We start from the raw sequence: 25935 nt of genomic DNA, 5'->3' as shown, positions 1-25935 counted from the left end.
GTCGGGTTGTGGGGGGGGGCCAATACCACCCCCCCCCCCGCCCACCGACGGTCAACGTGCAGATCAGCACCCCCCCCCCCCCCCCCCCCCCCCCCCCCCCCCCCCCCCCCCGCCCGTCAGTCGAGGTAGCCGCGCAGCTGGTCGGCGAAGGCGTGGTCGCGGAGCTTGCAGAGGGTCTTGGACTCGATCTGCCGGATGCGCTCGCGTGTCACGCCGAAGATGCGCCCTATCTCCTCCAGCGTGCGCGGCCGCCCGTCGGCGAGGCCGTACCGCAACTGGACGACCTTGCGCTCGCGTTCGCCGAGGGTCGACAGGACGGCTTCCAGGTGCTCGCGCAGCAGGAAGAACGCCGCGGACTCCATCGGCGAGGCGGCGTCGCCGTCCTCGATGAGGTCGCCGAGGGCGACGTCGTCCTCCTCGCCGACCGGGGAGTGCAGGGACACCGGCTCCTGGGCGAGCCGCAGCACCTCCAGGACCCGCTCGGGCGTCAGCTCCAGGTGGACGGCGACTTCTTCGGCGGTGGGCTCGTAGCCGCGCTCCTGGAGCATGCGCCGCTGCACGCGGACGACGCGGTTGATCAGCTCCACGACGTGGACGGGCACGCGGATGGTGCGCGCCTGGTCGGCGAGGGCGCGCGACATGGCCTGCCGGATCCACCAGGTGGCGTAGGTGGAGAACTTGTAGCCGCGGGTGTAGTCGAACTTCTCAACGGCCCGGATCAGGCCGAGGTTCCCCTCCTGGACGAGGTCGAGCATGGTGAGGCCGCGGCCGACGTAGCGCTTGGCGACGGAGACGACGAGCCTCAGGTTCGACTCGATGAGGCGGCGCTTGGCCATACGCCCCATGACGACGAGCTTGTCCAGGTCGAGGGCGAGCCGGAGGTCGAGGCCGGGGTCGGCGGCGAGCTTCTCCTCGGCGAACAGGCCGGCTTCGACGCGCCGGGCGAGCTCGACCTCCTCGGCCGCGGTGAGCAGGGGGATCCTGCCGATCTCGCGGAGGTACTGGCGGAACAGGTCCGCGGAGGGCCCGGTCGTGCCGCTCTCGGCGCGCCGCTGGTCCGGGACGTGCTCGATGGGTTCCGGCACCTCGGGCTCGTCGTCCGCTTCCTCGAACCCGGCGCCGGGCCCGGCTGCCGGCTCCTTGTCGGGCTCCTCGGCCGCGGGGGCCCCGGTCTCACCGGCGGGCGGGCTCGCGTTGACGGTCGGGATCCGGGTCTGCACGGGGGCGACCTCCAGGGCTCCGAGGACGGTGGCACCGCACCTCAGTGTGGGGCACGGCGCACCGCCGCCACGAGGGGCGTGCGGGCACTTTCTGAGTTCGGTGCGTGACCGGATGGTTACCCGCTGCGGGGAGCGCCGATGCGGATCGGACGGATGTCCTACGGATCGTCCGCGGGGACCCGGGGGTCAGCCGAGCGGCTCGACGCGGACCGCGCACACCTTGAACTCGGGCATCCTGGAGGTCGGGTCGAGCGCCGGGTTGGTCAGCGTGTTGGCGCGGCCCCCGCCCGGCCAGTGGAACGGCATGAAGACCGTGTCGGCGCGGATGGCGTCCGTGATGCGGGCGGGGGCGACGACACGGCCGCGGCGGGAGGTGACGGCGAGCGGGGTGCCCTCGACGGCGCCCAGCCGGGCCGCGAGCCGCGGGTGCAGCTCCACGAACGGGCCGGGGGCGGCGGCGTTCAGCTCGTCGACGCGGCGGGTCTGCGCACCCGACTGGTACTGGGCGACGACACGGCCGGTGGTCAGCAGGACCGGGTAGTCGGCGTCGGGCAGTTCGGCCGCGTCCCGGTGGGAGACGGGGGCGAAGCGGGCGCGCCCGTCGTCGGTGGCGAACCGGTCGAGGAACAGCCGGGGCTGCCCCGCGGAGCCTTCCGGGCAGGGCCAGAACACGCCCTGCTCGGCCTCGATGCGGGCGTAGGAGATGCCGGAGTAGTCGGCGGGCCCGCCGGCGGAGGCGCGCCGCAGCTCCTCGAAGACCTCCTCGGCGGCGGTGGGGAAGCCCTTCTCGACGCCGAGGCGGGCGGCGAGGCCGTGCAGCACCTCCAGGTCGCTGCGCACGCCCGGCGGCGGGGTCAGGGCGCGGCGGCGCAGCAGGACGCGGCCTTCGAGGTTGGTGGTGGTGCCCTCCTCCTCGGCCCACTGGGTGACGGGGAGGACGACGTCGGCGAGGGCGGCCGTCTCGGAGAGGACGACGTCCGCGACGGCGAGGAAGTCCAGGGAGCGGATGCGGTCCTCGATGTGGGCGGCGCGGGGCGCCGAGACGACCGGGTTGGAGCCCATGAGGAGCAGGGCCCGCACGTCGGTGCCGAGGGCGTCGAGGAGTTCGTAGGCGCTGCGGCCGGGGCCGGGCAGGGTGCCGGGGTCGACGCCCCACACGGAAGCGACGTGGGCGCGGGCGGCCGGGTCGGTGAGCTTGCGGTAGCCGGGGAGCTGGTCGGCTTTCTGGCCGTGCTCGCGGCCGCCCTGGCCGTTGCCCTGGCCGGTGAGGCAGCCGTACCCGGAGTGGGGGCGGCCGGCCCGGCCGGTCGCCAGGCACAGGTTGATCCAGGCGCCGACGGTGTCGGTCCCCTTCGACTGCTGCTCGGGCCCGCGGGCGGTGAGGACCATCGCCGAGGACGGGGCGCAGAACAGGGACACCGCCTCGCGCAGCTTCGGCACGGGCACGCCGGTGATCCGCTCCACCAGCTCCGGCCAGTGCGCCATGGCCGCGGCCCGCGCCTCCTCCCAGCCGCTGGTGCGCTCCGCGATGAACGCTTCGTCGGTGCGGCCCTCGGCGACGACCAGGTGCAGCAGCCCGAGCGCGAGGGCGAGGTCGGTGCCGGGGCGGGGGGCCAGGTGCAGGTCGGCCTGTTCGGCGGTGCGGGTGCGGCGCGGGTCGACGACGATCAGGGTGCCGCCGTTGGCCTTGAGCTCGGTGAAGTAGCGCAGGGCCGGCGGCATGGTCTCGGCCGGGTTGGAGCCGACGAGGATCACGCAGCCGGTGCGCGGGATGTCCTCCAGTGGGAACGGCAGCCCCCGATCAAGCCCGAAGGCCCGCTGGTGCGCGGCGGCGGCCGAGGACATGCAGAACCGGCCGTTGTAGTCGATCTGCGAGGTGCGCAGGGCGATGCGGGCGAACTTGCCGAGCGCGTACGCCTTCTCGTTGGTGAGCCCGCCCCCGCCGAACACGCCGACGGCGTCGTTCCCGTGCTCGTTCCGCGTCCGGGTGAGGCCTTCGGCGACGGCGTCGAGGGCCTCCTCCCAGGTGGCCGGCTCCAGCTGCCCGGCGCGGGTGCGGACGAGCGGCTCGGTCAGGCGCACCCGGGAGGAGAGCACGGCGGGCGCGGTGCGGCCCTTGCCGCAGAGCGCGCCCCGGTTCACGGGGAACTCCGCCCGTTCCTCCACCGCCGCACCCGCCCCGTCCGGCGCGGGGCGCAGGTTCATCCCGCACTGGAGGGCGCAGTAGGGGCAGTGCGTGGCGGTGGCGGCGTCGGGCGTGTGCATACGGCCAGCGTGCGGCGGCGGTGTTACACGGGCCGCCGCCTCCGGTTACACCTCCCGTACGGGCACCTCAGCACCCCCGCCGCCCCCCGGTGAGGACGCGCGGCCGGGCCGGATGCGTCGCGTCAGTGTCGCGGAGCCCCCAGCGCCTGTGACACCCCGTGCTCCTTGGGGCCCAGGAAGTGCGGTTCCGGCTGCAACGCCGCGTCCAGGGCGGCCTTGCCGGCCGCGAGCACCTCGCGTGCGCCGCCGTAGTACCAGGTGAGGTCGTGCTCGTCGGGCACGCCGACCCCGTACGACTCGACCCCCGCCGCCTCGCACAGGGCGACGGCCCGGCGTATGTGGAAGCCCTGGCTGATCAGCACGGCCCGCTCCACCCCGAATATCCTGCGGGCCCGGACGCAGGAGTCCCAGGTGTCGAATCCGGCGTAGTCGCTGACGATCTTCCCGCCCGGCACCCCGTGAGCCGCCAGGTAGGTGCGCATCGCGCTCGGCTCGTCGTACTCCGTGCGGCTGTTGTCCCCGGTGACGAGGACGACCTTGACCTTCCCGGTGCGGTACAGCTCCGCCGCCGCGTCGAGCCGGCGCGCGAGGTACGGGGTGGGCCGGCCGTTCCACAGCCCCGCCCCGAACACGACCGCGACATCGGCGGACGGGCTGTCCGCCGTGCCGTGCAGCCGGTCCGCGGCCACCGCGTGCGTCCACGCCGAGGGCAGGAGCGCCAGCACGCAGCCCGCCATCACCGCCTGCACGGCCCGCCGCCGCCCCCGCACCCCGCGCGGCAGACTCCGACGCAGCCGCGCGGCGGCACCCGCCGCCCGCGCCGCCGCCCACCTGCCGGCCCTCCTCACGCCGCTGCCGGTGCCCCGGCCCGGCCCGCTGCCCTGGACCGTCTCCATGCCCCCGCCGCTCCTGATGTCCGCGCCCACAGCCCTGCCCCCGCTCCCGTCCCTGGTCTGTTCCTGTCCCTGCCCGGGTCCTGCCGCCCCGGTGGATCCGCGGACCGCGCGCCCTTCGCACGGATTGACGAACCGGCCCGGCACCCGAGTTCCATCCACCCCCTCTTTCACTCGTACGAACGACCGAGTGAGTTCCCCTGAAAGCCCCCGTCACGACGGCGCAACGCCGACGCAACCTGCGCCCCCCAGCATCGGTGGCACGACGGACCCGGCGGAGCCGGTGCACCCCCTCCGGGTCCCCTCCCGCCCGCTCCCCCGCCCCCGCCGCGGGCCCGGCCCCACGGAGCCACGCATGCCGCCCACACTCGTCGCCGTCGCCCACGGCAGCCGCGACCCGCGCGCCCTGCCCGCCGTCCAGGCCCTCCTCACCCGCGTCCGCGAACTCCGCCCCGGCCTCGACGTCCGCCTCGGCCACATCGAGCTGAACCGGCCCCTCCTCCCCGACACACTGCGGCACACCGCCGGCCCGGCCGTGCTCGTCCCCCTCCTCCTCAGCCGCGGCCACCACGTCAAACGGGACCTCCCGGAGGCGGCCGCCGGCCATGCCGACGCCCGCGTGGCCGCCCCGCTCGGCCCGCACCCGCTGCTCGTCGAGGCCCTGTACGACCGCCTCATCGAGGCCGGCTGGCATCCGGCCCGGCACACCGCGGCCGTCCTCGCGGCCGCCGGCTCCCGCGACCCCGACGCCGCGGCCGACACCCGGCGCACCGCCGCCCTGCTCTCCGAGCGCCTCGGCGGCGTCCCCGTCGTCCCGGCCTACGCCTCCGCCGCCCCGCCCGCGGTCGCCGACGCGGTCCGCGCCCTCACCGCCCGCGGCCACCGCCGGGTCGCCGTCGCCTCCTACTTCACCGCGCCCGGCCGGTTCGCCGCGCAGAGCGCCGCCGCCGCGACCGGCCCGGCCGCGGCCCCGCTCGGCGACCACCCGGCGCTGGCCCGCCTGGTGCTGCGGCGCTACGACGGGGCGCTCGCCCTGCCGGGGCCGCGGACCGCGCCGGCGCCGCTCCAGGCGCCGGCGCCGGCACCGACCCCCGTATGAGGAGCCGGGACCCAGGGTGCGGATTGCTCCGATTGTCGGTGTCTCCGGTTAACGTCTCAGCATGGAAGGCATGGCAGGCACCACACCCGTCCGTCCGCGCGGCTCCGGCGAGCCGCAGCACACCCCCGGCCCCCAGGAGCCGCCCGCCCGGGCCGAACCCGCCCCGCCCTACGGCCCGGCCGACACCGAGCGCTGGGTCCCGGAGCCCGACAAGCGCCCCGGCCGGACCGCCTTCCAGCGCGACCGGGCCCGCGTCCTGCACTCGGCCGCGCTGCGCCGCCTCGCCGGGAAGACCCAGGTCGTCACCCCGGGCAGCCGCTCGTACGACTGGGACGCCAGCCCCCGCACCCGCCTGACGCACTCCCTGGAGTGCGCCCAGGTGGGCCGCGAGCTGGGCGCGGCGCTCGGCTGCGACCCGGACCTCGTCGAGGCGGCCTGCCTCTCCCACGACATGGGCCACCCCCCGTTCGGGCACAACGGCGAGGAGGCGCTCAACGAGTTCGCCGCGGACTGCGGCGGCTTCGAGGGGAACGCCCAGTCCCTCCGGCTGCTGACCCGGCTGGAGCCCAAGCGGTTCACCGCCGACCCGGAGACCGGCGCGCCCGTCAGCGTCGGGCTCAACCTCACCCGGGCCAGCCTGGACGCGGCGACCAAGTACCCCTGGCCCCGCGGCGGCCACCCCGCCGACCCGGACTCGGTCAAGTTCGGGGCGTACGAGGACGACCTGCCCGTCTTCGAATGGCTGCGGCGCGGCGCCCCCGCCGACCGCAAGTGCTTCGAGGCGCAGGTCATGGACTGGTCCGACGACGTCGCCTACTCGGTCCACGACTTCGAGGACGGGCTGCACGCGGGGCACGTCGACCCCAATCTCCTCTTCGCCGAGCCCGAGCGCTCGGCGATCGCCCGGGTCGCCATCGGCCGGTACGTGCCCGTCGGCACGGACCCGGAGGAGCTCCTGGAGGCGCTGGACCGGCTGATGGAGCAGGAGTGGTGGCCGCACGGCTACGACGGCTCGGCCGTCGCACAGGCCCGCCTGAAGGACGCCACCAGCCAGCTGATCGGCCGGTTCTGCCTGGCCGCCGAAGCCGCGACGAGGGAGGCGTACGGCTCCGGCCGGCTGACCCGCTACGCGGCCGAGCTGGTCGTCCCGCGCGAGGCCCGCAACGAGTGCGCGGTCCTCAAATCGGTCGCCGACCTGTACGTGATGCAGCGCGCGGAGCAGGAGCGGCTGAGGGCCGAGCAGCGCATCGTCCTGGCCGAACTCGCCGAGGCGCTCCTGGCCCGCGCGCCCGACGGGCTGGACCCCCAGTTCCGGGCGATCTTCGACGCCGCCCCGGACGACCGGGCGCGCAAACGCGCGGTCATCGACCAGATCGCCGCCCTGACCGACGCGTCCGCGCGCTCCCTGCACTCAAGGCTCGCCCTGCGCACACGCCGCACGCCGGGGTGATCCGATCGGGCCACTCCCCCTTCACGCGGCCCGCTCGGTGCGGGACCCTCGCAGGTGCCCGCACGTGGCGCTGAGGTTATGAGGAGGCATCAGGTGGTCGACGCACACAAGACGTTCGTCATCGTCGGCGCGGGACTGGCCGGGGCCAAAGCGGCGGAGGCGCTGCGGTCCGAGGGGTTCACGGGGCGGGTGATCCTGATCGGTGACGAGCGCGACCACCCGTACGAGCGGCCCCCGCTCTCCAAGGGCTTCCTCCAGGGCAAGGAGGAGCGCGACAGCGTCTTCGTCCACGAGCCGTCCTGGTACGCCCGCGCCGACATCGAACTGCACCTCGGCCAGCCCGCGGTGCACCTGGACCGGGCCGCCCGCAAGGTGGTCCTGGGCGACGGCACCGCCGTCCACTACGACAAGCTGCTGCTGGCCACCGGCGCCGAGCCGCGCCGCCTCGACATCCCCGGCACGGGCCTGGCCGGCGTGCACCACCTGCGCCGGCTGTCCCACGCCGAGCGGCTGCGCGGCGTCCTGGCCACCCTGGGCAGGGACAACGGGCACCTGCTGATCGCGGGCGCCGGCTGGATCGGCCTGGAGGTGGCGGCGGCGGCCCGCGGGTACGGGGCCGAGGTGACCGTGGTGGAGCCGCTGGCGACGCCCCTGCACGCGGTGCTCGGCCCGGAGATCGGGCGGCTCTTCGGCGACCTGCACGCCGAGCACGGCGTCCGCTTCCACTTCGGGGCGCGGCTCACGGAGATCGTCGGCCAGGACGGGATGGTGCTGGCCGCCCGGACCGACGACGGCGAGGAGCACCCGGCGCACGCGGTGCTCGCCGCGATCGGGGCCGCACCGCGCACCGCGCTGGCCGAGACCGCCGGGCTGGCGCTGGTGGACCGGGAGCACGGCGGGGGCATCGCCGTGGACGCGTCGCTGCGCACCTCCGACCCGGACGTCTACGCCGCCGGCGACGTGGCGGCCGCCCACCACCCGCTGCTGGGGACCCGGCTGCGCGTGGAGCACTGGGCGAACGCCCTCAACGGCGGCCCGGCCGCCGCGCGGGCGATGCTGGGGCAGGAGGTGGCGTACGACAGAGTGCCGTACTTCTTCTCCGACCAGTACGACGTGGGCCTGGAGTACTCCGGCCACGCCCCGGCGGGCGGCTACGACCAGGTCCTGATCCGCGGGGATGCGGCCCGGCGGGAGTTCATCGCCTTCTGGCTGTCGCAGGGCCGGGTCCTCGCCGGGATGAACGTCAACGTGTGGGAGGTCACCGGCCACATCCAGGCCCTGATCAGGTCGAAGGCGCCCGTCGACCGCGAGGCGCTGGCCGACCCGTCCGTCCCGCTGGCCTCCCTGGTTCCGGGCGAGGGCGCCTGAGGGATTCGCGGCGCGCCGCCGTAGACTTCACGGGTGGCAGGACGGATCAACGACGACGACGTGAAGGCGGTACGGGACGCGGTCCCGATCGACGCCGTGGTCTCCGACTACCTCCAACTGCGCAACGCGGGCGGCGGCAACCTCAAGGGGCTGTGCCCCTTCCACGACGAGAAGTCCCCGTCCTTCCAGGTCAGCCCGAGCAAGGGCCTCTACCACTGCTTCGGCTGCCAGGCGGGCGGGGACACCCTCGACTTCGTCATGAAGATCGACCACCTGTCGTTCTCGGAGGCGGTCGAGCGGCTGGCGGCCCAGGCCGGCATCACCCTGCGCTACGAGGAGGGCGGCTACACCGCCGGCACCAGCGGCCGCGGCGAGCGGATCCGGCTGGTCGAGGCGCACAAGGCGGCGGCGCAGTTCTACATCGACCAGCTGGGCGGCCCGGAAGCGGAGATCGCCCGCCGCTTCCTGGCCGAACGCGGCTTCGACCAGGCCGCGGCCGAGCACTTCAGCGTGGGCTACAGCCCGGCCGGCTGGGACCACCTCACCCGCTTCCTGCGCGGCCGCGGCTTCACCGACCGCGAGCTGATCACGTCCGGCCTTGCCCAGGACAGCCGCAGCGGCAAGCCCATCGACCGCTTCCGCGGCCGCCTGATGTGGCCGATCCGCGACATCAGCGGCGAGGTCGTCGGGTTCGGCGCGCGCAGGCTCCGCGACGACGACAACGGCCCGAAGTACCTGAACACGCCGGAGACGCCGATCTACCGGAAGTCCCAGGTCCTGTACGGCATCGACCTGGCCAAGAAGAAGATCGCGAAGACCTCCCGGGCCGTCGTCGTCGAGGGCTACACCGACGTGATGGCCTGCCACCTGGCGGGCGTGACGACCGCGATCGCGACCTGCGGCACCGCGTTCGGCGGCGACCACGTCAAGATCCTGCGCCGGCTGCTGATGGACAACGCCACAGCCGAGGTGATCTTCACCTTCGACGGTGACGCGGCCGGCCAGAAGGCCGCGCTGCGCGCCTTCGAGGACGACCAGAAGTTCGCCGCCGAGACGTCGATCGCGATCACCCCCGGCGGGATGGACCCCTGCGACCTGCGCCTCGCGCAGGGCGACGCGGCGGTGACGGAGCTGGTGGAGTCGCGTACCCCGCTGTTCGAGTTCGCACTGCGGCACATCGTCTCCCGGCACAACCTGGAGAACCCGGCCGGCCGGGCCGCCGCCCTCGACGAGGCCGCCCCGGTCGTCGCCCACATCAAGAACATCGCCATCCAGCACGAGTCGGCGGTCCAGCTGGCGGGCATGCTCGGCATCCGCGACGAGCAGTTCGTGGTGAAGCGGGTCGCCCAGCTCGCCCGCTGGGCCCGCGAGCGCGGCGGCCGGCCGGGCGCCGGCGGCCCCGGCCCCAAGCCGCCCGCGCCCGGGCGCCCGTACGAGGGCGTGCCCGCGCCGGCCGCGCCCGCCGGCGGGCCCGCGCTGAACCTGCGGAGCCCCGCGCACCGCACGGAGCGCGAGCTGCTCAAGCTGGCCCTGCAGCGCCCGGAGCTGGTCTCGCCCGCGTTCGACGCGTACGGGGTGGACGAGTTCACCGCCCCCCCGTACGCGGCGGTCCGGCAGGCCATCCAGGACGCGGGCGGCGCCTCCCCCGGCGTGGACGGCTACCTGGCCCGGGTCCGGGAGGCCGCTCCGAACGACACGGTCCGCGCCCTCGTCACCGAACTCGCCGTGGAGGCCATCCACTCCAAGACGGTGGACGAGGTGTACGCGGGCGTCCAGCTGGTGCAGGTCCGGCTGCGCGCGGTCGACCGCCGGGTCCACGAGATCACCGGCGCCATGGCCCGCATGGGCCCGCACGCCCCGCCGGAGCAGCTGGCGGCGGTGCAGGAGGAGCTGTGGGTGCTCCAGCAGTACGCGCAGCGCCTGCGCAACCGCGGCGCCGAGGGCCTCTGACGTCCCGGCGACCCGGCCTCAGCGGCCGAGCCAGTCCCCGCCGGGTATCCGGGTGCCCGACTCCCGCAGCCGCCGGGCGAGCGGCGGGGCCGCCAGGTACACCCAGGCCGGGGTGCGGGTGCCGTCCGGGCGGAGCGCGTCGCAGCGGACCCGGTCGTAGAGGTTCCGCGGCAGGCCGGGGCCGTGGTACTCCTCCAGCCGGTCCAGTTCGGCCAGCAGCGGCCCGTACGCGCCCGGCGCCGCGGTGATCAGCTCGCCGACGACGTGGGCCCCCGGGTGCCGGACGGCGTACGGGTAGCCGGGGCCGGCGTACAGCACGGCGCCGGGCAGGCGGGCGGGCTCCTCGGCCGCGGTGCGGCCGCGCAGGAACGCGGCGTGGTTGGCCTCGCCGGGGCGCAGGGTCCCGTACACGAAGAACGGCAGCTCGGCGGCGGCGGTGGCCGGCGGGCGTGCCGCGTGCGGGTCCTGGGACCGGGCGGACGGGCTCACGGGGGCCTCCCTCGGGTCGGCGGACCGGGCGGGCCGGGCTCGGGCCCGCCTCCACGGTACGCACCGCGGCCCCGCCCCGGAACGGGGGTCCCGGCTCCGCGTCACCCGGACGGCACCCGTCCGGCGCCCGTCGCCCGATCGGCCCAGTCCCGGGCCCGTGACCAGCGCGTACGCCGCCGCGGCCGACGCGGCCTGATGGCGCATCAGCAGGCGGAAGGGCCGCGGGCCGGGTTACCACGGGAGCACGCCCCGTGTCCGCGTGCCACCAGGAGCCGCCATGCGACGTCGCACCGCCCGTGTGCTCACCGCCACCGCGCTCACCGCCGCCGCTGTCGCATGCCAGGCCGCCGGGGCGGCCGGCTTCGCCCCGGGCGACTTCGCCGTGCTGGAGGTGTGGCCGAAGAAGGCCGCGCCGGGCGCCACCGTCACCGCCGACACGACCGCCTGCGGCTCGGGCGGGCATGCGGACGGCGACGCCACCATGGTCGGCGGCGGCCGCTTCAAGCTGGTCCCCGGCACGCACGAGGAGGTCGTCGTCGGGCAGTTCCGGGTCGCCGCGGGCACCCGCCCCGGCACGTACGCCATCGGCGCCACCTGCGCGAACGGCACGTACGCCACCGGGAACCTGGAGGTCACCGAACGCGGCCCGCAGGGCCACGTCCGCACGGGCGTGGGCGGTGGCACGACCACCACCGCCGACCCCGTCAAGGTCACGGCGGGAGCGGCTGCCCTGGCCGCGGCCGCCGTCGGCGGTACCTGGCTCCTGCGTCGCCGGGCGAGCGGCACGCAAGGCTGACGGGCGCCCCCGCGGCTCCGGCCGCGGCCCCGACCGGTACCGCCTCTCCCGTCGCCCGCCCCGCGAGGTCCCCCCGTTCGCGGGGCGGGCGACGGCCCGTCCCACGCAGTGCACACCGACCGCCGAGGGGGTCGTCCATGGGCACCGGCCAGGCCGGCCGCGGCGGGATCGTCGCGCTCACCGCCTGCATCGGCATCTGGCTCGTCGGCAGCGGCTCCGCGCAGCACGTCGGCCCCCCGCTGCCCTCCCCCGCCGAGGCCCTGACGGGAGGCGGACAGCCGGGCTTCCCCGGCGGCATCGACCCGCTGCCCGGCTCCCCGCCGGTCCGCGTCCGGATCCCCTCCATCGGCGTGGACGCCCCGCTGACCGGGCTCGGGCTCGGCGCCGACGGCAGTCTCGACGTGCCGCCGCCGGCCCGCCGCGACCTCGCGGGCTGGTACCGCGACGGCACCACCCCCGGCGCGGTGGGCACGGCCGTGGTCGTCGGCCATGTCGACCACGCCTCCGGACCGGCGGTCTTCTACCGGCTGGGGGCGCTGCGGCGCGGCGCCGCGATCGAGGTGCGGCGGGCCGACGGGCGCACCGCCGTGTTCACGGTCCACGCGGTGGAGGTGTACGACGCCGACCGCTTCCCGGACGCCCGCGTGTACGGGCCGTCGCCGGGGGCCGAGCTGCGGGTGATCACGTGCGGCGGGGGGTTCTCCCCACACACCGGCTACGAGGGCAACGTGGTCGTCTTCGCGCACCTGACCGGCACGTACTGACGGCGCTACGGTCCGGGCGCTGCCCCGGCCGGGCGCCGGGCGCGGCAGGCCGCGGGCCTCAGCCCCACTGCTCGAAGCCGAGCTTGACGACCAGGGCGCCGACGACGCTCAGGAGCACGCCGCGGACGAAGCCGCTGCCCTTCTTCAGCGCCATGCGGGCGCCGATCATGCCGCCGGCCAGGTTGAACGCCGCCATCAGCGCGGCCAGCTGCCAGAGCACCATGCCCTGGTAGGCGAACATCGCGAGCGCGCCGGCGTTCGTGCACACGTTGACGATCTTCGCGGTGGCGGAGGCGGTGACGAGGTCGAGGTGGAGCAGCGCGGTCAGCGCGAGCACGAGGAAGGTGCCCGTGCCGGGTCCGATGAGCCCGTCGTAGAAGCCGATGCCGAGCCCGGCCAGGCCGATGGCGAGCAGCACGCGCTGCCGGCTCACCGGGGAGGCGGACGGGGCGGTGCCGAAGGCGGGCCGGAAGGCGACGAACGCGCCGACGAGGAGGAGCACCGCCATGATCAGCGGGCGGAGGGCGTCCTTGCTGATCCCGCCGGCCAGGGCGGCGCCGCCCGCGGATCCGGCGACGGCGGCCACACCGATCCGGAAGGCGAGCTTCACGTCCACGGGCGCCTTGCGCACGTACGTCACGGCGGCGCCGGTCGTGCCGACGACGGCGACGGCCTTGTTGGTGCCGAGCACGGTGGCGGGATGGGCGTGCGGCAGGCCGAGCAGCAGGGCCGGCAGGAGGAGCAGGCCGCCGCCTCCCACCACGGCGTCGATCCAGCCCGCGGCGGCGGCCGCCGCACACAGGACGATGAGCATGGTCGTTGATATGTCAGGCACACGAAGACCCTAGGGACGAGGTCGGTGCAGCACCCAACGATCTCCGGAAACTTGCGCAAAGGTTGAGGTTGGGGCCGCTCCGGCGGCCCCGGGCGGCCTCACGGCGGGTCCGGCGCGGCGCTGAGACGGGCGTTCCGTTCGGGTAACAAGCGTGATGCCGTGGGGAAACAGCCTCCCCGCACGCTCGTGCCATGACCTCGGAACAGCAGCGCGTGGTGGTGATCGGCGGCGGCCTCGCGGGCCTCAGGCTCGCGCAGCGGCTCGGCGGCTCCCCGGACGTGCGGGTCGCCGTGCTCGGCGAGGAGGCGCACGCCCCGTACAACCGGGTCCTGCTCGCCGAGGTGCTGGCGGGCCGGTACGCCCCGGAGGTGGCGGCGCTCCCCGAGCCCGGCCCGGTGCTGCGGCGCGGGGTGCGGGCTGTGCGGATCGACCGGGCCGACCGGACGGTGCACTGCGACGACGGCAGCACGGAGCCGTACGACACCCTGGTGCTGGCCACCGGCTCGAACGCGGTGCTGCCGCCGCTGCGCGGCCTGTTCGCCCCCGGCGGCGCGCTCGCCTCGTCCGCGCCGGGCCGGGAACTCCCCGACGGGGTCCACGCGTTCCGCACCATGGACGACTGCCTCGCCCTGTCGGCGGCCGTGGCGTCCGGTCCGGCCGTGCGCGCGGTGGTGATCGGCGGCGGCCTGCTCGGAGTGTCGGCGGCCCGCGCGCTGGCCGAGCGGGGCGCCCAGGTGGTCCTCGCGCAGCAGGGCGAGCGGCTGATGGAGCGCCAGCTGGACGAGGGCGCCGCGGCGCTGCTGCACGCCCACCTGGCCGGCCTGGGCATCGAGATCCACACCGAGTGCCGGGTGCGCGGCCTGACCACCACCGCTGTCCCGGCCGGACCGCAGTCCGCTTCCGGGCCCGGATCCGCGCCCGCCGGCCGGCGCCGGGTCACGGGCGTGGAACTCGCCGACGGCTACCGGCTCGACGCGGACGTCGTCGTCCTGGCCTGCGGCGTACGGCCCCGCACCGGCCTGGCCCGCGCCGCCGGCCTGGAGGTCCGCACCGGCATCGTCGTGGACGGCCTGCTGCGCACCGGCGACCCGGCGATCCACGCCATCGGCGACTGCGCCGAGCACGACGGCCGCGTCTACGGCCTCGCGGGCGCGGCGCTGGAGCAGGCCGACGCCCTCGCCGCGGTCCTGTCCGGCACCGCGCCCGGCTCCCACCCGGCCCGCCCCGGCGGCCCCCCACCCGCTTCCGGGCCCGCATCCGCGCCGCCCGAGTACACCGGGACGCGCGCCCTCACCCGCCTCACCCTCTCGGCGGGCGGCGCAGCGCCCCTCGACCTCGCCGCCTTCGGCGAGACCGATCCGCTGCCCGGCGACGACGTTCTCCGGCTCTCCGACGCCACCCGCCGGACGTACCGGAAGGTCGTCGTCCGCGGCGACCGCCTCGTCGGCGGCGTCCTGCTCGGCGAACTCTCCAGCGTCGCGGCGCTCGCCCGCAGCTGGGAGGACGAGGAGGCCCTGACCGACCTGTCCCACCTGATCACCGACGACGGAGGCTCCTGATCATGGCCGCACCCACGCCCACCCCCGCCATCGTGCTCATCGGCCACGGCATGGTCGGCCAGCGCTACCTGGAGGCGCTCGCCGAGCGCGGGGCCACCGCCACGCACCGGATCACCGTGCTGTGCGAGGAGCCCCGGCCGGCGTACGACCGCGTGCACCTCACCTCGTACTTCTCCGGCACGACCCCGGAGGAGCTGTCCATGGTGCCCGCCGGGTTCATGGAGCAGCACGGCATCGACCTGCGGCTCGGCGACCCGGCCCAGAGCATCGACCGGGAGGCGCGCACCGTCACCTCGCGGTCCGGGAGCGTCATCCCGTACGACGTGCTCGTCCTGGCGACCGGCAGCTACCCCTTCGTGCCGCCCGTACCCGGCAAGGACGCGCCGGGCTGCTTCGTGTACCGCACCGTCGAGGACCTCCTCGCGATCGAGGAGTACGCGAGGACCCGCACCAGCGGCGCCGTCGTCGGCGGCGGGCTCCTCGGCCTGGAGGCGGCCGGCGCCCTCCAGGGGCTCGGCCTCTCCTCCCGCATCGTGGAGTTCGCGCCGCGCCTGATGCCCGTCCAGGTCGACGAGGGCGGCGGCGCGGCCCTGCTCCGCACCATCGAGGGGATGGGCCTGACCGTCCACACGGGGGTGGGCACGCAGGAGATCCTGACCGGGCCGGACGGGCACGTCCGGGGCATGCTCCTGTCCGACGGCTCCGCGGTCGACACCGAGCTCGTCGTCTTCTCCGCGGGCGTCCGGCCCCGCGACCAGCTGGCCCGCGAGGCCGGCCTGTCCGTCGGCGAGCGCGGCGGCATCGCCGTGGACGCCCGCTGCCGTACCTCCGACCCGCACGTGTACGCCATCGGCGAGTGCGCACTGGCCGCCGACGGCCGCGTGTACGGGCTCGTCGCCCCCGGCTACGAGATGGCCGAGACCGCCGCCGAGGACCTGCTGGGCCGCGAGAAGGAGTTCACGGGCGCCGACCTGTCGACCAAGCTCAAGCTCCTCGGAGTGGACGTGGCCTCCTTCGGCGACGCCCACGGCACGACCGCCGACTGCCTCGACGTCGTCTACTCCGACTCCCGCTCCGGCGTCTACAAGAAGCTCGTCGTCTCCCCCGACGGGGTGCTGCTCGGCGGCGTCCTCGTCGGCGACGCCGACTCCTACGGCCTGCTGCGCCCGCTGACCGGCAGCGTGCCGCCCGTCAGCCCCGACCAGCTGGTCCTGCCCGCGGGCCTCGGCCCCGCGACGCAGCTGGGCCCCTCCGCGCTGCCGGACTCCGCGGTGATCTGCTCCTGCCACAACGTCACCAAGAAGGAGATCACCGCCTGCGCCACCCTCCCCGAGGTCAAGAAGTGCACCAAGGCCGGCACCGGCTGCGGCAGCTGCGTGAAGGTCATCGGCCAGCTGCTGCCCGCCTCGACCGACAAGGGGCTGTGCGGCTGCTTCCCCTTCACCCGCGCCGAGCTGTACGAGATCGTCCGGACCCGGCGGCTGACCACGTACGAGCAGCTCCTCGACGGCCACGGCCGGGACTCGGCGCGCGGCAGCGACGGCTGCGACGTCTGCAAGCCGGCCGTCGGCTCGATCATCGCCTCCCTCGCGCCGACGCTCGGAGCCAGCGGGTACGTTCTCGATGGCGAGCAGGCCGCCCTGCAGGACACCAACGACCACTTCCTCGCGAACCTCCAGCGCAACGGCTCCTACTCGGTCGTGCCACGCATCCCGGGCGGGGAGATCAGCCCGGAGAAGCTCATCGTGATCGGCGAGGTCGCCCGGGAGTTCGGGCTGTACACGAAGATCACCGGAGGGCAGCGGATCGACCTGTTCGGGGCGAGCGTGGACCAGCTGCCGCGGATCTGGGCGCGGCTGGTGGACGCCGGCTTCGAGTCCGGGCACGCGTACGGCAAGGCGCTGCGGACGGTGAAGTCCTGTGTGGGGCAGACCTGGTGCCGCTACGGGGTCCAGGACAGCGTGCGTATGGCGATCGACCTGGAGCTGCGCTACCGGGGCCTGCGCGCCCCGCACAAGCTGAAGTCGGCGGTGTCCGGGTGCGCCCGCGAGTGCGCCGAGGCGCAGAGCAAGGACTTCGGGGTGATCGCGACGGCGAACGGCTGGAACCTGTACGTCGGCGGGAACGGCGGGGCCACGCCGCGCCACGCCGACCTCCTCGCCCAGGACCTCTCGGATGCCGAACTGGTCCGGCTCATCGACCGTTTCCTGATGTTCTACATCCGCACCGCGGACCGGCTGGAGCGCACCTCGGCCTGGCTGGACCGGCTGGAGGGCGGCCTGGAGCACCTGCGGGACGTGGTGGTGCACGACTCGCTGGGCCTGTGCGCCGAACTGGAGGCGCTGATGGCCGACCACGTCGCGAACTACCGCGACGAATGGGCCGAGACGCTGGAGGACCCCGAGCGGCTGCGCCGGTTCGTCTCGTTCGTCAACGCGCCCGGCGCCCCCGACCCGACGGTCCGGTTCGTGCCCGAGCGCGACCAGGTCAAGCCCGACCTGGCCGTACTGGACCGGCAGCTGCCGCTGGAAGTTGTGGGAGGCACCCGATGATGACCGTGGAACTGAAGGTGGAGGAGGGCTGGCTGACGGTGTGCGAGCTGTCCGAGATGACACCGGGGCGGGGGGTGGCGGTGCTGCTGCCCGACGGGAGCCAGGCCGCGGTGTTCCTCGGCCGCTCGGGGTGGACGTACGCCGTCGACAACCGGGACCCGTTCACGGGGGCGTCGGTGCTCTCCCGGGGGCTGGTCGGCTGCGTGGAGGGCAGGCCGTTCGTGGCCTCGCCGCTGCTGAAGCAGCGCTTCGACCTGGAGACGGGCCGGTGCCTGGACGACGACGGGGTGGCGGTCCGGACCTACCCGGTGCGGACCGCCGCCACCTCCACCGCCGTCGCCTGAGCGCCGCCGCCGCGGCCGCCGGCGGCCTCAGCCCTGGACGGCGGCCGGGTCCATCCACATGATCTCCCAGGTGTGGCCGTCGAGGTCCTCGAAGGCCCGGCCGTACATGAAGCCGTGGTCCTGGGCGGGGCGCGGCTCGGAGGCCCCCGCGGCGAGGGCAGCGCCGACGAGGGCGTCGACCTCGTCGCGGCTGCCGGCGCTCAGGCAGAGCAGCGCCTCGGTGCTGGTGGAGGTGTCCGCGATCGCCTTGTGGGTGAACTCCTTGAAGCGCGCCTCGGTCAGCAGCATGGCGTAGATCGTGTCGCTGATCACCAGGCAGGCGCCGCGGTCGTCGCTGAACTGCGGGTTGCAGGAGTAGCCGACCTTCTCCCAGAACGCCTTGGCCGCGTCGAGGTCCTTGACCGGCAGGTTCACGAAGATCATGGTGGCGGGCATCGCGGTTCCTCTTCCCTCGTGCGGCACGCGGCCTCTCCGGCGCCGTCGCAAGGTAGACAGGGGGGCCGCGGGAAACTCATCGCTCCCCGCGGAACTTTTCTCCGGACCGTCCGCGGGGCCGGAGGCCGGTCACGCACCGCTGCCCCGCAGCGCCCCCGCCCCAGCGCGGGGGCGCTGCGGGGCCACCGGCCCGAGTGTCCGGAAATCGACCCCGTGAGACCGGTCGGACGCCGCTATCCGAACGCCGCCCCGCGGAAATCGGTGTCCGGGGGGCCGTACGGCACCCCGCTCCGGACCGCCGCGGTCCGGCGCCCGGGCACTCGCGGCCGCTAAGAGGCGACCGCGCCGCCCTTGAGGAGCGCCGCCCCCAGCGGCGTCACCGTGTGCAGCACCGCATTTCCGCGGCGCAGCGTGGTGACCAGCCCGGCCTCCCTCATCACGCATGCGTGCTGGCTCGCCGAAGCGAGGGAGACACCGGCCCGGCGGGCGAGTTCGCTGGTGGTCGCCCCGTCGCCGATGGCGCGCAGGACGACGGAACGCGTGTGCCCGACGAGTTTGCCGAGGGTCCGCTGGCGCTGCTCCTCCAAGGGGCGAATCGATTCGCTTCCGGCGGCCGCCGAGACGAGCTGCGCCGCGGCCGGGTAGACCAGCACCGGCGGCAGCTCCGGGTCGTGCAGGGTGACCGCGGTGCGCCTGCAGAAGAAGGACGGCTGGAGCAGCAGCCCGCGCCCGCACAGCCGCACGTCCCGGTCGACGGGGTAGTCGCACTCCAGGACGGGCGCCCTCCAGCGCAGCATCGGCGGCAGCGAGGCGAGCAGCTCGTCCGCGCCGCCGTCCAGCAGGGCGCGGCCGCGGGCGGCCCGCTCGGCCTCGATCTGGGCCTGGATGTGCGTCCAGTACGGGGCCACGGCCGCGCGGTGGTAGCCGCGCAGCTCGGCGAGGAGCCGCGGCAGCTGCGCCTCGGTGTCGTCCATGAACTCCCGAAGCCGCCTGGGGACGGCGCTGTCGGCGCCTGCCGAGGCGCCGGCGCCCGGCGGCATGCCGAAGGCGGCTCCCACACGCGCGCCGGTGCCGAGCAGGGCCAGCTCCCGGCGGATCCGCTCGGGCTCCAAACCGCGCAGCGCGTCGAGGCCCACGTCCCAGCCGTACTGCCCCTCGGCGGGGGTCAGGAAATCCGGGAAATAGCCGCGGCTCGGTATGAGCGCGCCGAGCAAGCGTGTTTCACTATTCAACCTGCTCCGGGTTTCCGTACGCCAATCACCGAAGAGACGTGCATCACGCCGGTCTCTTAAGCGGTGAAAGCTCAGAATCGTTTCCCACAACGCATCGGGACGCCCCGCCATCCGCACGCGTGCCAGGTCCACTCCAGTGAAATGGATACGCAGCACCGAACCCCCACCTGTGCAACCGCAATCCCCCCGCCCCATGAGTATGCACGCCGTCACACGACGTCACCACGCCCTTTCGGCCACAGTTGAAACCCCTTTCGGCGAGGGCGTGACAACCGAAATGCTGTACTCCGCCAGGCACACTCCGGCGCGACCGAAACGCTCCGTGAAGGCCGTGGGGGGCTTTGCGGGGCCTGGCGGTCGGTCGCACCGGGAAGCGCCGACGTGCCTGGCGGATTGCCGGCAGGCGGTGGACGGGTGGGGATCCGTCCACCGCCTGCTGGCGTAAGGATTTGTTGAACGGCAAAAGAAATTGCCCGCCTGCCCTCGGGGGTCAGGGAACCCGGGGGCAGGCGGACAGTCTCGGGCGGCCCGTGGGGGCCGGGCGGTCAGCGGCTGTCGCTGCCGGCGGACTCGGCGGCCGCGCGGCCGGCCTCCAGGCGCGCCACCGGAATCCGGAAGGGCGAGCAGGAGACGTAGTCGAGGCCGACCTCGTGGAAGAAGTGGACCGACTCCGGGTCGCCGCCGTGCTCACCGCAGACACCGAGCTTCAGGTCGGGGCGGGTGGCCCGGCCGGCCTCGACGGCGCTGCGGACCAGCGAGCCGACGCCGTCCTTGTCGATGGTCTCGAAGGGCGAGACACCGAAGATGCCCTTCTCCAGGTACGCCGTGAAGAAGCTGGCCTCGACGTCGTCGCGGGAGAAGCCCCACACGGTCTGGGTCAGGTCGTTCGTGCCGAAGGAGAAGAACTGCGCCGCCTCGGCGATCTGGGCCGCGGTCAGAGCGGCGCGGGGCAGCTCGATCATCGTGCCGATGGTCAGCTTGAGGCTGGTGCCGGTGGCGGCCTCGACCTCGGCGATGATCGCGTCGGCCTCCTCGCGGACGATCTCCAGCTCCTGGACGGTGCCCACGAGCGGGATCATGATCTCGGCGCGCGGGTCGCCCTTGGCGTCCTTGCGTACGGCCGCGGCCTCGGCGATCGCCCGTACCTGCATGGCGAACAGGCCGGGGATGACCAGGCCGAGGCGGACGCCGCGCAGGCCCAGCATCGGGTTCTGCTCGTGCAGCTTGTGGACGGCCTGGAGCAGGCGCAGGTCGTTCTCGTTGTGGTCCTTGCGGGCCTCGGCGAGGGCGACGCGCACCGACAGCTCGGTGATGTCGGGGAGGAACTCGTGCAGCGGCGGGTCGAGCAGGCGGACGGTGACGGGCAGGCCGTCCATCGCCTCGAACAGCTCGATGAAGTCCTTCTTCTGCAGCGGCAGGAGCTCGGCGAGGGCGGCCTCGCGCTCGCCCTCGGTGTCCGCGAGGATCAGGCGCTCGACCATCTCGCGGCGCTCGCCGAGGAACATGTGCTCGGTGCGGCACAGGCCGATGCCCTGGGCGCCGAAGCGGCGGGCGCGCAGGGCGTCCTCGGCGTTGTCGGCGTTGGCGCGGACGCGCAGGCGGCGCACGCGGTCGGCGTAGGCCATGATCCGGTGGACGGCCTGGACCAGTTCGTCGGCGTCGTCGGCGCCGGCGTGCATGCGGCCCTCGAAGTACTCGACGACCGGCGAGGGGACGACGGGCACCTCACCGAGGTAGACCTTGCCGGTGGAGCCGTCGATGGAGACGACGTCGCCCTCCTCGATGACCTGGTCGCCGACCGTCATGCGGCGGCGCTTGGTGTCGACGTCGAGTTCCTCGGCGCCGCAGACGCAGGTCTTGCCCATGCCGCGGGCGACGACGGCGGCGTGCGAGGTCTTGCCGCCGCGGGAGGTGAGGATGCCCTCGGAGGCGATCATGCCGTCGAGGTCGTCCGGGTTGGTCTCGCGGCGGATCAGGATGACCTTCTCGCCGGAGCGGGACCACTTGACGGCCGTGTAGGAGTCGAAGACGGCCTTGCCGACCGCGGCGCCCGGGGAGGCCGCGATGCCGCGGCCCAGGAGCTCGGTCTTGGCGTTCTCGTCGAAGCGCGGGAACATCAGCTGCGCCAGCTGGGCGCCGTTGACGCGCTGGAGGGCCTCGGCCTCGTCGATCAGGCCCTGGTCGACGAGCTGGGTGGCGATGCGGAAGGCGGCGCCGGCGGTGCGCTTGCCTACACGGGTCTGGAGCATCCACAGCTGGCCGCGCTCGATCGTGAACTCGATGTCGCAGAGGTCCTTGTAGTGGGTCTCCAGCGTCTCCATGATCTGCATCAGCTGGTCGTAGGACTTCTTGTCCAGCTGCTCCAGGTCGGAGAGGGGGACGGTGTTGCGGATGCCCGCGACGACGTCCTCGCCCTGCGCGTTCTGCAGGTAGTCGCCGTAGACGCCCTGGTGGCCGCTGGCGGGGTCGCGGGTGAAGGCGACGCCGGTGCCGGAGTCGGGGCCGAGGTTGCCGAAGACCATCGAGCAGACGTTGACGGCGGTGCCCAGGTCGCCGGGGATGCGCTCCTGGCGGCGGTAGAGCTTGGCGCGGTCGGTGTTCCAGGAGTTGAAGACCGCCTCGACGGCGAGGTCGAGCTGCTCGCGGGCGTCCTGCGGGAACTCGCGGCCGGCCTCCTTCGCGACGATCTTCTTGAAGACCTTGACGAGCTTCTTGAGGTCGGCGGCATCGAGGTCGGTGTCGACGGTGACCTTCTTGGCCTCCTTGGCGGCGTCGAGCGCCTCCTCGAAGAGCTCGCCGTCGACGCCGAGGACGGTCTTGCCGAACATCTGGATGAGGCGGCGGTAGGAGTCCCACGCGAAGCGCTCGTTGTCGGCCTGGGCGGCCAGGCCCACGACGGAGGCGTCGGAGAGGCCGATGTTGAGGACCGTGTCCATCATGCCGGGCATGGAGAACTTGGCGCCGGAGCGGACGGAGACCAGCAGCGGGTCGTCGGACTGGCCGAGCTTCTTGCCCATCTTCGCCTCGAGGGCGGCCAGGTGCGCGCTCACCTCGTCGCGGAGCTCGGCCGGGGCCGCGCCGCTCTCGAGGTAGACCTTGCAGGCCTCGGTCGTGATGGTGAAGCCGGGAGGGACCGGGAGACCCAGGTTGGTCATCTCGGCGAGGTTGGCTCCCTTGCCGCCGAGAAGGTCCTTGAGGTCGCGGTTCCCCTCGGTGAAGTCGTAGACGAGCTTCTGGTTCTTGTTTTCCGACACGGGTCTCGACTCCTCGAGGACTCGGTGGCTGCCCTGACGGCGAGGAACATACCCAGATCGAAGGCTTCTGGGTACGTCCACTTGGCCGTCATGAGCCTGTAACCACCCGCTCGCCACCAGATCGAAAGTAACTGCTGGGTAGCCCGAACATACGAAGAGCGTTCACCTCCCGAAGGGGAGGGGGTACATGGAGGCGTGTTTGCGCTCGGATGAGCGATCATCGATACATTTGCGTTCAAGAGTTGAACAGACAAAGGGTGGCACCCAGTGCCACCCTTTGGAAGTCTTAGCCGTGATTTTGGCGCTCATGTGAGCGCAACCCCACCCATGCGTGGCGTATGTCACGCTGCCGACGGCATAGTTTGTCAGCTGGTTCTCACCCTCCGGACGTGTCCAGTTCGGCGTCCTCGGTCACACCGGCGCAGTCGTAGGGGTCCTTCAGCCAGCCGTCCGGGAGGACAACCCGGTTGTTTCCGGACGTGCGGCCCCGGGGGCCGTCCGCACCCTCGGGCCACGGCTGGTCCAGGTCGAGCTCGCTCAGATGAGCATCGAGTTCCGCCAGGGACGAGGCGACCGCCAGCTTCTTGCGCATCTCGGAGCCCACCGAGAAGCCCTTCAGGTACCAGGCCACGTGCTTACGGAAGTCGATCACCCCGCGGGACTCGTCGCCGAGCCACTCCCCCAGCAGCCGGGCGTGCCGGACCATGGTCGCCGCGACCTCCCGCAGCGCGGGCCGGCGGTAGTCCTCGGGGCGCCCCTCGAAGGCCGCGACGAGGTCGTTGAACAGCCACGGGCGGCCCAGGCAGCCGCGCCCGACGACCACGCCGTCGCAGCCGGTCTCGCGCACCATGCGCAACGCGTCCTCGGCGCACCAGATGTCGCCGTTGCCGAGGACGGGGATCTCGGGGACATGCTCCTTCAGCCGCGCGATGGCGTCCCAGTCGGCGGTGCCGCCGTAGTGCTGGGCGGTGGTGCGGCCGTGCAGGGCGATGGCGGTGACGCCCTCCTCCACGGCGATGCGGCCGGCGTCGAGGTAGGTGAGGTGGTCGTCGTCGATGCCCTTGCGCATCTTCATGGTGACCGGCAGCCCGCCGGCGCCCGCGACCGCCTCCCGGAGGATGGCCCGCAGCAGGTTCCGCTTGTAGGGGAGGGCAGAGCCGCCGCCCTTGCGGGTGACCTTGGGGACGGGGCAGCCGAAGTTCAGGTCGATGTGGTCGGCGCGGTCCTCCTCGACGATCATGCGGACCGCCTTGCCGACCGTGGCGGGGTCGACCCCGTACAGCTGGATCGAGCGCGGCTTCTCGGTCTCGTCGAAGTGGATCAGCTGCATGGTCTTGTCGTTGCGCTCGACCAGCGCCCGCGTGGTGATCATCTCGCTCACGAACAGCCCCTTGCCGCCGCTGAACTCGCGGCAGAGCGTGCGGAACGGGGCGTTGGTGATGCCGGCCATGGGGGCGAGCACCACGGGGGGCTGCACGGTGTGCGGGCCGATCGCGAGGGGGGCGGGGAGCGTGGTCATCCCCCCATTGTCGCCCAGCCGGCCCGGGGGTCGCCGATACGGGTGACAGATATTGAAATCTGTCACCCGTCATGCCATTCTCGTTTGCATGACGACGAACCAGAGCACTTCCGCGACCACGACGACGACCACGAGGACCACCCCTGGCGGCGGGTCCGCCGAGCGGCCCGTTCGGTTCCTCGGCTCGACCGGTCCGGCCGTCTTCCCGCTGGGGCTGGGCTGCATGGGCATGTCCGCGCTGTACGGGGAGGCAGACCGCGGCGAGTCGCTGGCGACGATCCACGCCGCGCTCGACGCCGGCGTGACCCTGCTCGACACGGGCGACTTCTACGGCATGGGCCACAACGAGCTGCTGATCGGCGAGGCCCTGCGCACCGCCCCGGCGGCTGCGCGGGAGCGTGCGCTGACCAGCGTCAAGTTCGGCGCGCTGCGCACGGTCGAGGGCGCCTTCACCGGGTACGACGGCCGGCCCGAGGCCGTGCGGAACTTCCTGGCCTACTCGCTGCAGCGGCTGGGCCGGGACCACATCGACATCTACCGGATCGCCCGCGTCGACCCGGCCGTGCCGATCGAGGAGACGGTCGGCGCGATCGCGGAGGCCGTCGCAGCGGGGCACGTGCGGCACATCGGCCTGTCGGAGGTCGGCGCGGACACCCTGCGCCGGGCCGCGGCCGTGGCGCCGATCGCGGACCTGCAGATCGAGTACTCGCTGATATCGCGGGGCATCGAGCGGGAGATCCTGCCGACCGCCCGGGAGCTAGGCATAGGCGTCACCGCGTACGGGGTCCTCTCCCGCGGCCTGATCAGCGGGCACTTCACGCGCGACCGGGAACTGGCCCCGGGCGACTTCCGCGGGATGAGCCCGCGCTTCCAGGGCGAGAACCTCGAGCGCAACCTGGGCCTCGTCGAGGCGCTGCGCAAGGTGGCCGACGGCAAGGGCATCACAGTGGCCCAGGCCGCCATCGCCTGGGTGCTCTCCCGCGGCGAGGACATCGTGCCGCTGGTGGGCGCCCGCCGCCGCGACCGGCTGGCCGAGGCACTGGGTGCCATGGAGGTCGAGCTGTCGGCAGCCGACCTCGCGGCCGTCGAGGAGGCGATACCGGCGGGAGCCGCCGCCGGCGAGCGCTACCCGGCCGAGCAGATGGCCCACCTCGACAGCGAGCACTGAGTCGGCGGTACGGTCGTACCCATGTCACCCGCTGCCGCCGAGCCCCTGACCCCCGAGCGCATCCTGGAGACCACCGAGGAGGTGCTGCGCCGCTATGGCCCGGCCAAGGCGACCGTGGTCGACGTGGCGCGGGCCCTGGGCGTCAGCCACGGCAGCGTGTACCGGCACTTCCCGTCCAAGGCGGCGCTGCGCGAGGCCGTCACCGAGCGCTGGCTCGGCAAGACGGTCGGGCGCCTGGAGGAGATCACCGCGGCGGACGGGGGGAGCGCTCCCTCCAAGCTGGAGGCGTGGCTGGAGGCGCTGTTCGACGCCAAGCGCCACAAGGCGGGCGACGATCCGGAGCTGTTCGCGACATACACGGTGCTGCTCGCCGAGAACAGCGGGGTCGTGGAGGCGCACCTGGACCGGCTCGTCGAGCAGTTGGGGCGGATCATCGCCGAGGGCGTCGACGCGGGCTCGCTCGACGTGCCGGACGTGCCGGCCGCGGCCCGGGCCGTGTTCGACGCCACCGGCCGGTTCCACGATCCGCAGTACGCGGCCGAGTGGACCTCCCCGACGATCACCCGCGAGTTCGAGGCGGTCACGTCCCTGGTGATCCGCGGCCTGCGCGCCTGACGCAGCCCACCCGACGCAGGCCCCGGCTACGCAGGGCGGGAACGGCAGCGGGGGGGGGGGGGGGGGGGGGGGGGGGGGGGGGGGGGGGGGGGGGGGAGGGGGGGGGAGGGGGGGGGGGGGGGTGGGGT

The 25935-nt window shown here is 74.0% G+C and carries 20 protein-coding genes; 11 read left to right on the top strand and 9 right to left on the bottom strand.

Annotation, left to right across the window (positions count from 1 at the left end; all coding sequences use genetic code 11):
• Positions 1–116 precede the first annotated feature (116 nt).
• The 3 genes from ACZ462_RS07075 to ACZ462_RS07065 all read right to left on the bottom strand — a co-directional run bounded on the left by ACZ462_RS07075 (position 117) and on the right by ACZ462_RS07065 (position 4381).
• The gene (locus tag ACZ462_RS07075) at positions 117–1220 is read right to left on the bottom strand and encodes an RNA polymerase sigma factor (RefSeq protein ID WP_467804943.1); all 1104 of its coding nucleotides are present in this window, start codon (positions 1218–1220) and stop codon (positions 117–119) included.
• Positions 1221–1406: 186 nt separating this feature from the next.
• Positions 1407–3485, bottom strand: coding sequence for a molybdopterin oxidoreductase family protein (locus ACZ462_RS07070; RefSeq protein WP_467804944.1), 2079 nt, complete (start codon positions 3483–3485; stop codon positions 1407–1409).
• Positions 3486–3607: 122 nt separating this feature from the next.
• A complete protein-coding gene (locus ACZ462_RS07065) occupies positions 3608–4381 on the bottom strand; it encodes a SanA/YdcF family protein (RefSeq protein WP_467804946.1) in 774 nt (257 codons plus the stop codon).
• Positions 4382–4733: 352 nt separating this feature from the next.
• Here ACZ462_RS07065 and ACZ462_RS07060 point away from each other — a divergent pair, with 352 nt between their 5' ends.
• From ACZ462_RS07060 to dnaG, 4 genes are all read left to right on the top strand, one after another.
• The gene (locus tag ACZ462_RS07060; RefSeq protein ID WP_467804947.1) at positions 4734–5477 is read left to right on the top strand and encodes a sirohydrochlorin chelatase; all 744 of its coding nucleotides are present in this window, start codon (positions 4734–4736) and stop codon (positions 5475–5477) included.
• A gap of 61 nt (positions 5478–5538) precedes the next feature.
• Positions 5539–6927 (top strand): deoxyguanosinetriphosphate triphosphohydrolase, encoded by a 1389-nt coding sequence (locus tag ACZ462_RS07055; RefSeq protein ID WP_467804949.1) that lies wholly within the window; start codon positions 5539–5541, stop codon positions 6925–6927.
• A 93-nt stretch (positions 6928–7020) separates the two neighbouring features.
• Positions 7021–8295 carry an NAD(P)/FAD-dependent oxidoreductase gene (locus tag ACZ462_RS07050; protein WP_467804950.1) on the top strand — a complete coding sequence of 425 codons (1275 nt, stop codon included), beginning with the start codon at positions 7021–7023 and terminating at the stop codon, positions 8293–8295.
• Positions 8296–8328: 33 nt separating this feature from the next.
• A complete protein-coding gene (gene dnaG, locus ACZ462_RS07045) occupies positions 8329–10245 on the top strand; it encodes a DNA primase (RefSeq protein WP_467804952.1) in 1917 nt (638 codons plus the stop codon).
• An 18-nt stretch (positions 10246–10263) separates the two neighbouring features.
• Here dnaG and ACZ462_RS07040 read toward each other — a convergent pair whose 3' ends face one another.
• Complete coding sequence (locus tag ACZ462_RS07040; RefSeq protein ID WP_467805005.1) at positions 10264–10668, bottom strand: gamma-glutamylcyclotransferase family protein; 405 nt, start codon at positions 10666–10668, stop codon at positions 10264–10266.
• Positions 10669–11011: 343 nt separating this feature from the next.
• Between ACZ462_RS07040 and ACZ462_RS07035 the strand changes: the two genes are divergently transcribed.
• Positions 11012–11530, top strand: coding sequence for a hypothetical protein (locus ACZ462_RS07035; RefSeq protein WP_467804954.1), 519 nt, complete (start codon positions 11012–11014; stop codon positions 11528–11530).
• A 137-nt stretch (positions 11531–11667) separates the two neighbouring features.
• Positions 11668–12294, top strand: coding sequence for a class F sortase (locus tag ACZ462_RS07030; protein ID WP_467804956.1), 627 nt, complete (start codon positions 11668–11670; stop codon positions 12292–12294).
• 58 nt (positions 12295–12352) lie between these two features.
• On the opposite strand, the gene ACZ462_RS07025 is transcribed toward ACZ462_RS07030, so the two are convergent.
• Positions 12353–13129: a sulfite exporter TauE/SafE family protein gene (locus ACZ462_RS07025; RefSeq protein WP_467804958.1), complete on the bottom strand. Its 777-nt coding sequence runs from the start codon at positions 13127–13129 to the stop codon at positions 12353–12355.
• Between the two features lie 191 nt (positions 13130–13320).
• On the opposite strand from ACZ462_RS07025, the gene ACZ462_RS07020 reads away from it, so the two are divergent.
• Genes ACZ462_RS07020 through nirD form a run of 3 tightly spaced genes read left to right on the top strand, consistent with a single transcriptional unit; the run spans position 13321 to position 17584 of the window.
• A complete protein-coding gene (locus ACZ462_RS07020; RefSeq protein WP_467804959.1) occupies positions 13321–14688 on the top strand; it encodes an NAD(P)/FAD-dependent oxidoreductase in 1368 nt (455 codons plus the stop codon).
• Positions 14689–14690: 2 nt separating this feature from the next.
• Positions 14691–17240 carry a nitrite reductase large subunit NirB gene (nirB, locus tag ACZ462_RS07015; protein ID WP_467804961.1) on the top strand — a complete coding sequence of 850 codons (2550 nt, stop codon included), beginning with the start codon at positions 14691–14693 and terminating at the stop codon, positions 17238–17240.
• Positions 17237–17584: a nitrite reductase small subunit NirD gene (gene nirD, locus ACZ462_RS07010; protein WP_467804963.1), complete on the top strand. Its 348-nt coding sequence runs from the start codon at positions 17237–17239 to the stop codon at positions 17582–17584. Before nirB ends, nirD begins: the two co-directional genes overlap by 4 nt.
• Positions 17585–17611: 27 nt before the next feature.
• On the opposite strand, the gene ACZ462_RS07005 is transcribed toward nirD, so the two are convergent.
• The 4 genes from ACZ462_RS07005 to dusB all read right to left on the bottom strand — a co-directional run bounded on the left by ACZ462_RS07005 (position 17612) and on the right by dusB (position 24024).
• A complete protein-coding gene (locus ACZ462_RS07005) occupies positions 17612–18019 on the bottom strand; it encodes a VOC family protein (RefSeq protein WP_467804965.1) in 408 nt (135 codons plus the stop codon).
• Positions 18020–18348: 329 nt separating this feature from the next.
• The gene (locus ACZ462_RS07000) at positions 18349–19407 is read right to left on the bottom strand and encodes an ArsR/SmtB family transcription factor (protein WP_467804966.1); all 1059 of its coding nucleotides are present in this window, start codon (positions 19405–19407) and stop codon (positions 18349–18351) included.
• A gap of 389 nt (positions 19408–19796) precedes the next feature.
• Positions 19797–22505, bottom strand: a complete 2709-nt coding sequence (gene ppdK / locus ACZ462_RS06995) for a pyruvate, phosphate dikinase (RefSeq protein ID WP_189808462.1) — start codon at positions 22503–22505, stop codon at positions 19797–19799.
• Positions 22506–22881: 376 nt separating this feature from the next.
• Positions 22882–24024, bottom strand: a complete 1143-nt coding sequence (dusB, locus tag ACZ462_RS06990; protein WP_467804967.1) for a tRNA dihydrouridine synthase DusB — start codon at positions 24022–24024, stop codon at positions 22882–22884.
• Positions 24025–24247: 223 nt separating this feature from the next.
• Between dusB and ACZ462_RS06985 the strand changes: the two genes are divergently transcribed.
• Both ACZ462_RS06985 and ACZ462_RS06980 read left to right on the top strand, forming a co-directional pair.
• Positions 24248–25192 carry an aldo/keto reductase gene (locus ACZ462_RS06985; RefSeq protein WP_467805007.1) on the top strand — a complete coding sequence of 315 codons (945 nt, stop codon included), beginning with the start codon at positions 24248–24250 and terminating at the stop codon, positions 25190–25192.
• 21 nt (positions 25193–25213) lie between these two features.
• Positions 25214–25807 (top strand): TetR/AcrR family transcriptional regulator, encoded by a 594-nt coding sequence (locus tag ACZ462_RS06980; protein WP_467804968.1) that lies wholly within the window; start codon positions 25214–25216, stop codon positions 25805–25807.
• The last annotated feature ends 128 nt before the right edge of the window (positions 25808–25935 follow it).

Source organism: Streptomyces sp. NPDC031121 (assembly GCF_055570615.1).
Note: the sequence above shows the minus strand (reverse complement) of the source record. Positions and strands in the feature narration are given on the sequence as shown.

What these genes read in the sequence shown, in the direction of transcription:
- ACZ462_RS07070 (WP_467804944.1), bottom strand. Translation starts at nt 3,485, where the DNA reads ATGCACACGCCCGACGCCGCCACCGCCACGCACTGCCCCTACTGCGCC.
- ACZ462_RS07065 (WP_467804946.1), bottom strand. Translation starts at nt 4,381, where the DNA reads ATGGAGACGGTCCAGGGCAGCGGGCCGGGCCGGGGCACCGGCAGCGGC.
- ACZ462_RS07060 (WP_467804947.1), top strand. Translation starts at nt 4,734, where the DNA reads ATGCCGCCCACACTCGTCGCCGTCGCCCACGGCAGCCGCGACCCGCGC.
- ACZ462_RS07055 (WP_467804949.1), top strand. Translation starts at nt 5,539, where the DNA reads ATGGAAGGCATGGCAGGCACCACACCCGTCCGTCCGCGCGGCTCCGGC.
- ACZ462_RS07035 (WP_467804954.1), top strand. Translation starts at nt 11,012, where the DNA reads ATGCGACGTCGCACCGCCCGTGTGCTCACCGCCACCGCGCTCACCGCC.
- ACZ462_RS07030 (WP_467804956.1), top strand. Translation starts at nt 11,668, where the DNA reads ATGGGCACCGGCCAGGCCGGCCGCGGCGGGATCGTCGCGCTCACCGCC.
- ACZ462_RS07020 (WP_467804959.1), top strand. Translation starts at nt 13,321, where the DNA reads ATGACCTCGGAACAGCAGCGCGTGGTGGTGATCGGCGGCGGCCTCGCG.
- nirB (WP_467804961.1), top strand. Translation starts at nt 14,691, where the DNA reads ATGGCCGCACCCACGCCCACCCCCGCCATCGTGCTCATCGGCCACGGC.
- nirD (WP_467804963.1), top strand. Translation starts at nt 17,237, where the DNA reads ATGATGACCGTGGAACTGAAGGTGGAGGAGGGCTGGCTGACGGTGTGC.
- ACZ462_RS07005 (WP_467804965.1), bottom strand. Translation starts at nt 18,019, where the DNA reads ATGCCCGCCACCATGATCTTCGTGAACCTGCCGGTCAAGGACCTCGAC.
- dusB (WP_467804967.1), bottom strand. Translation starts at nt 24,024, where the DNA reads ATGACCACGCTCCCCGCCCCCCTCGCGATCGGCCCGCACACCGTGCAG.
- ACZ462_RS06985 (WP_467805007.1), top strand. Translation starts at nt 24,248, where the DNA reads ATGGGCATGTCCGCGCTGTACGGGGAGGCAGACCGCGGCGAGTCGCTG.
- ACZ462_RS06980 (WP_467804968.1), top strand. Translation starts at nt 25,214, where the DNA reads ATGTCACCCGCTGCCGCCGAGCCCCTGACCCCCGAGCGCATCCTGGAG.